The 5,964-nt window shown below is 40.0% G+C and carries 5 protein-coding genes; all 5 read left to right on the top strand.

What is annotated here, in order from left to right:
• Window positions 1-365: 365 nt before the first annotated feature.
• The 5 genes from V7K89_RS34335 to urtD all read left to right on the top strand — a co-directional run bounded on the left by V7K89_RS34335 (window position 366) and on the right by urtD (window position 5,783).
• Window positions 366-788, top strand: coding sequence for an ester cyclase (locus V7K89_RS34335; protein ID WP_335195344.1), 423 nt, complete (start codon window positions 366-368; stop codon window positions 786-788).
• Window positions 789-1,155: 367 nt separating this feature from the next.
• Window positions 1,156-2,472 carry an urea ABC transporter substrate-binding protein gene (gene urtA / locus V7K89_RS34340; RefSeq protein WP_335195345.1) on the top strand — a complete coding sequence of 439 codons (1,317 nt, stop codon included), beginning with the start codon at window positions 1,156-1,158 and terminating at the stop codon, window positions 2,470-2,472.
• Window positions 2,473-2,638: 166 nt separating this feature from the next.
• The gene (locus V7K89_RS34345) at window positions 2,639-3,799 is read left to right on the top strand and encodes an ABC transporter permease subunit (protein WP_335195346.1); all 1,161 of its coding nucleotides are present in this window, start codon (window positions 2,639-2,641) and stop codon (window positions 3,797-3,799) included.
• Between the two features lie 141 nt (window positions 3,800-3,940).
• The gene (gene urtC, locus V7K89_RS34350) at window positions 3,941-5,062 is read left to right on the top strand and encodes an urea ABC transporter permease subunit UrtC (RefSeq protein ID WP_335195347.1); all 1,122 of its coding nucleotides are present in this window, start codon (window positions 3,941-3,943) and stop codon (window positions 5,060-5,062) included.
• Window positions 5,037-5,783 (top strand): urea ABC transporter ATP-binding protein UrtD, encoded by a 747-nt coding sequence (gene urtD / locus V7K89_RS34355; protein ID WP_335195348.1) that lies wholly within the window; start codon window positions 5,037-5,039, stop codon window positions 5,781-5,783. Before urtC ends, urtD begins: the two co-directional genes overlap by 26 nt.
• Window positions 5,784-5,964 lie beyond the last annotated feature (181 nt).

Genomic DNA, 5,964 nt, shown 5'->3' on the forward strand with positions numbered 1-5,964 from the left:
TTCGGGCGAGTCCAATCAGTTTTCCTATTGCTAGTTGAATAAGATTGCTGTTTTTTCTTTACCCAAAGTAACAAAAGAGGGGTAATACCATTTCTTTGTGAGGCTGCACCAAATTTTAACTTCTTTCTTTGTGTCATACCTGCGGGAGGGAAGCCACTTTGTATCTTTTGCGTCCTTCTCCCAAGGGGAGACGCTAACGCGTAGATTGCTTTTCCGTAGGAGTATGCGGTTCGTTTTTCTTTCTTGTACTTATGGTTTAGCGCATCTTCATACAGAATCGGTATTAGTTAATTGACAATAGTGCAGCTTGTCTGTCTAAATAAATAATTAGAGTTCGCCTAATTTTCAGTAAAGGAATAGCAGTAATGTCTTCGATTGAGGACAATAAAATAATTGCTCAACGGTGGATTGAACTTATTAGCGAGCATAAGATCGAAGAAATTTGCGAGATAACCGCCCCGACTTGGAAAATACACGGTGGTTTACCAGGACTTCCTCTTGGCCCAGAAGGAGTACGCAAACTCTTTGGTTCATTTGGGCCTATCCAGCAGAAATGGACAATTGAAGACGTAATCGCTGAAGGTGACAAAGTTGTTGTACGTGCGACTAATACCTGCATCCAGGAGAGTTTTCTTGGCATACTAGGTCGCGGTCGTCAACAGACATTCACTGCTACGTTCATTCATTATATTACCGATGGAAAGATAATTGAAACCTGGCGAAACGCTGACGATCTTGGACGGGTTCTTCAGCTTGGGGCACGGATTGAACCAGGAGTATCTGAGTAATAGCAGTGTAGATGGAATATTTTAACCTGACTTAATGATTAAAACTATTGTTGTATTAACCAGGTATCTATTTAGCATCGACAATAATTTTGCACAAAAAAAGCAGTTTTTAACTGTCTAGAATCAAAGATGTTCGTGGAAGAGAAAGGTTTTTTTCTTTCAGAACGTATTGCATAGATATGAGAATCTTTATAAAGTTAATAAAGCTTAATATTAAAAAGTTTGTTTTTTATTACAAAAACAAACTTTTTTGTATAAGGCGTCACTTTTTACTAGTAAACTATGGCACTAATATCACATTTTAAAGATTGATATTGTCAGCTTTCTATAAGTTGGCTGATTCCTCAAGAAGAAAATTCATAAAAAGATGAGAAGACAATTTAACCGACGCAAGTTTATAATTTACGGTTCTTTAACTTTTGGAAGTAGCTTTTTTTTGAAAGCTTGTGCGAATAATTCTCCAACTGCTACACAGAGTCCAGTTGCGCCTCCTGCTGCTTCACCAGCAGCGGCTACTGCTAGTGACACCATAAAAGTAGGTATTTTGCACTCTCTGAGTGGTACGATGTCTATTAGTGAAAAAAGCGTTGTTGATGCTGAAAAGTTAGCAATCAAAGAAATTAACGCTGCTGGTGGTGTCTTAGGTAAACAAATTGAAGCTATTACCGAAGATGGCGCTTCTAACTGGGATACTTTTAGAGAAAAAGCAACCAAGCTAATCGATCAAGATAAAGTTACTGTAGTTTTTGGTTGTTGGACTTCTGCTAGCCGTAAGAACGTTAAACCAGTATTCGAGAGCAAAAACCACATGCTGTGGTATCCTGTACAATACGAAGGTCAAGAGTGTTCTAAAAATATTTTCTATACTGGCGCTGCGCCAAATCAACAAATTGAACCATCTGTTGATTGGCTGTTAAAAAATAAGGGCAAAGAATTCTTCTTAGTTGGCTCTGACTACGTTTTTCCCCGGACTGCTAACACAATTATTAAAGCTCAACTAGAAGCTTTAGGCGGAAAAACAGTCGGTGAAGATTATTTACCTCTTGGCAACACAGAAGTTACACCAATTATCACTAAAATTAAGCAAGCTTTGCCTAATGGAGGTGTAATTTACAATACTCTGAATGGTGATAGTAACGTTGCTTTCTTCAAACAATTGAAAGGTGCTGGATTGACAGCAGAAAGATATCCTTCTATGTCTGTCAGTATTGCCGAAGAAGAAGTTAAAGCAATTGGTGTAGAGTATCTCAAAGGTCACTACGCTGCTTGGAATTACTTCCAAACAGTAGATACACCTGCTAATAAAAAGTTTGTCGCAGCTTTTAAGAAAGAATACGGTGAAAACCGAGTAACAAATGACCCAATGGAAGCAGCATACATTGCAGTTTATTTGTGGAAACAAGCAGTACAAAAAGCTGGTAGTACAGACATAGCGAAGGTAAGTACTGCGGCTTATGGTCAAACTCTAGATGCACCTGAAGGTAAAGTGACAATGGATGCTAATCATCACATATCTAAAATTGTCCGAATTGGTCAAGTAAGGCTAGATGGTTTATTTGATATTGTCTATGCTACTCCTGCACCAGTTGAGCCAGTTCCTTGGAATCAATTTGTGAAAGAAACTAAAGGATTTGCTTGTGATTGGAGTGACCCTGCCAAGGGTGGTAAGTATAAGAAAACCTAAATAATTCGTAATTTTCTCGTTTCCAGGTTCTACCTAGAAATGCTGCTCATTGGGCTGCTGCCGCGAGTTAGGAGGCAGAGCCTCCTAATAGGCATTCCCAGTCTGAGACTGGGAACGAGGCACACGAGATACTAACTACTCGCTGATAGCTGTTGTGGAGAAATAAGTGTTAGCAGGATTTTTAGAAGCTGTATTTAATGGTATTAGTATTGGCGCTGTATTATTAATCGCAGCATTGGGGCTGGCGATTATATTTGGATTGATGGGCGTCATCAATATGGCGCACGGTGAATTGATGATGTTCGGCGCTTATACAACTTATGTTGTCCAAAATGTATGTAAGCAATTAGGTGGGGTGTGGTTTGAAGTCTATATATTTTTGGCTTTGATTATTGCATTTCTATTCACGGCTACTGTGGGATTAATTTTAGAAAAAGGCGTGATTCGTTATCTCTATGGACGCCCATTAGAAACTCTATTGGCAACTTGGGGAGTAAGTTTAATTTTTCAGCAGTTTGTCCGCAGTGTGAATTGGGTATTGATAACTAGTATAGTATTATTTTCTCTACTATTTTTTGGAGGTTTATGGATTTTAAATTCTCGCACCGATTTGGGAAGAGTTCGTAACTGGATTGTAGCGGTGATATTTTTATTATCGCTGGGAGTGACAATCACAACGGGCAATTTATTAAGTCAAACTTATCAGTTAGCAGTGACTCAACCTTGGTTTGGCGCTCAAAATGTGGATGTAACAGCACCTACTTGGTTACAAGCAGGGATGTCTTTAGGTGGTGTGCAATTGCCCTTTGCCAGGTTATTTATTATTGCTTTAACAATAATCTGTGTGGCGGGAATTTATTTATTTTTACAACGTTCTAGTTGGGGTTTAAGAATTCGGGCTGTGACGCAAAATCGGAGTATGAGCGCTTGTTTGGGTATCCCAACTCAAAAGGTGGATGCGATTACTTTTGCACTGGGTTCTGGTTTAGCTGGTGTGGCGGGATGTGCGATTAGTTTGCTTGGTTCTGTAGGACCAAATACAGGACAAAACTATATTATTGATACTTTTATGGTTGTTGTCGTTGGAGGTGTGGGCAATTTAGTCGGTACGATTGTAGCTGCTTTGGGTATTGGTACGGCTAATTTTTTAATTGGTTCTGGGACTCTGGCTTTGTTGTTGACTCCTGTTAAACCTTTGGCAGATTTGTTTACTTTTTTTGCGACGACAAGTATGGCGAAGGTGATGGTATTTGCGCTGATTATTGTGTTTTTGCAGTGGAAGCCTGGGGGAATTTTTCCGCAGAAGGGACGTACTGTTGATGTTTAAACCGCCGAGATACAGTGAACCAGCACTGCGGGAGGGTTTCCCTCCGCAGGCGACTGGTGTTAACGATAGCGAAGCGTTAGCGAGTCCTCGAGCGTCAGCGTTAGCGACGCAGGAGCGTCACCCAAAGGGAGGACGCAGAGAATGAGAAAGAAGGGGGGGAGGTTAATTTTAATCGAAGTTGGGGTAGTGGTTGCGATCGCACTCTTGCTGATAATTATCATGCCACTGCTGCTGTCGGAGTTTCGTCTAAATTTGTTGGGGCGATTTTTATCACTGGCGATCGCAGCTTTGGGTATCGATTTAATTTGGGGTTATACTGGTTTACTAAGTTTGGGACATGGTATTTTCTTTGGTTTGGGTGGATATGCGATCGCAATGTACCTGAAACTCCAAGTCCCTACTGGTGAGTTACCTGATTTCATGGGACTTTATGGAGTTACGGAACTTCCTGCATTTTGGCAACCTTTTTATTCTTTTCCTTTGACAATAGCTTTGGTGGTACTAGTTCCAGGGTTATTGGCGGGATTGTTGGGATATTTGGTTTTCCGAAATCGTCTCAAAGGAGTTTATTTTTCCATCTTGACTCAAGCCGGAACTATTGTATTTTTTAACTTCTTTAACGGTCAGCAAAAACTTTTTAACGGTACGAACGGACTGATAGATTTTACAACTTTGTTTGGAGCAACGGTCAGCGATACCAAAACCCAATTAGTTTTCTATACGCTGACGATAGTGTTTCTCGCAATCACCTATGGAATTTGTCGCTGGTTGACAACTGGACGCTTTGGGAGGTTGTTGATAGCAATTCGTGATGATGAAAGTCGGGTAAGATTTTCTGGCTACGACCCTACAGATTTTAAGGTGGTGGTGTTTGCAGTTTCCGGTGCGATCGCAGGTATAGCAGGAGCATTCTACACCATTCAGAGTGGTTCTGTCTCACCCAGAGCAATGGATATTGCCTTTTCGATTGAAATGGTGATTTGGGTGGCTGTAGGCGGACGCGCTACTTTAATTGGGGCGATTGTCGGAACTTTGTTAGTAAATTATGCCCGCACTTTTTTAAGCGAACAATTTGCCGAAATCTGGCTATTTTTCCAAGGCGCACTATTTTTGATAGTAGTTACAGTCCTTCCTGACGGTATCGTGGGATGGTTGCGTAGTCAGAATATTTCTCTTTTCCACCGTCGTCAAGAAATTGCTACATATCCCACCTTGGAAGAAGACCCCGAAGTGCAACATGAACGTGAAAATATTGGAAACTGAAAACGTAACTGTTAGTTTTGACGGTTTTAAGGCTTTAAACCAGCTTAACTTTAGTATGGATTTGGGTGAATTACGAGTAGTAATTGGCCCCAATGGTGCGGGAAAGACAACATTTCTAGATGTAATTACGGGGAAAGTTCAGCCAACCGTGGGACAAGTTTTATTCAAAGGAAGAAATCTGCGTTCTTTACCTGAATATAAAATTGCCCGATTGGGAATTGGGCGCAAGTTTCAAACACCCAGAATTTACCTGAACTTAACACCCCGTGAAAATTTAGAAATTACGAGTAACAAAAAGAAAAATGTCTTTTCTACTTTGTTTGAACATTCTAATACTGTTGAAAAGAATAATATTAAAGGATTATTAGAAACCATCGGTTTAACACCAAAAGCTGATATCAGAGCAGCTTTACTTTCTCACGGAGAAAAGCAACGTTTAGAAATTGGGATGTTAGTAGCACAGTCTCCAGATTTATTACTTGTTGATGAACCAGTTGCAGGTTTAACAGATGAGGAAACCTACAATATTGGCGAATTACTTCTAGCACTAGCGCAGAGTCATTCAATTTTAGTAATTGAACATGATATGGAATTTGTGCGTCAAATTGCCAAGAAAGTAACAGTATTACATGAAGGTTCGGTACTGTGTGAAGGAAATTTTGAAGAAGTGCAAAATGACTCTCGTGTAATTGAAGTATATCTAGGAAAACAGGAAGAATGAAAAACTCAATTGTATTTTCTATTCACCTGCTGATTCTGGTCTGTTTGCGCTGTTAAACACCTGTTCTACTGTTAGTGCCCAATCAGCAATTATAGCAGTCGCCATCTTAGTTAGGACGTAGAATATATAGAGAAGTGATTGATTTCTGCATTCGTATGGCAAACCCTTACAGTTATGATCT

The organism is Nostoc sp. (genome assembly GCF_036917515.1).
Lineage (GTDB): Bacteria > Cyanobacteriota > Cyanobacteriia > Cyanobacteriales > Nostocaceae > Nostoc.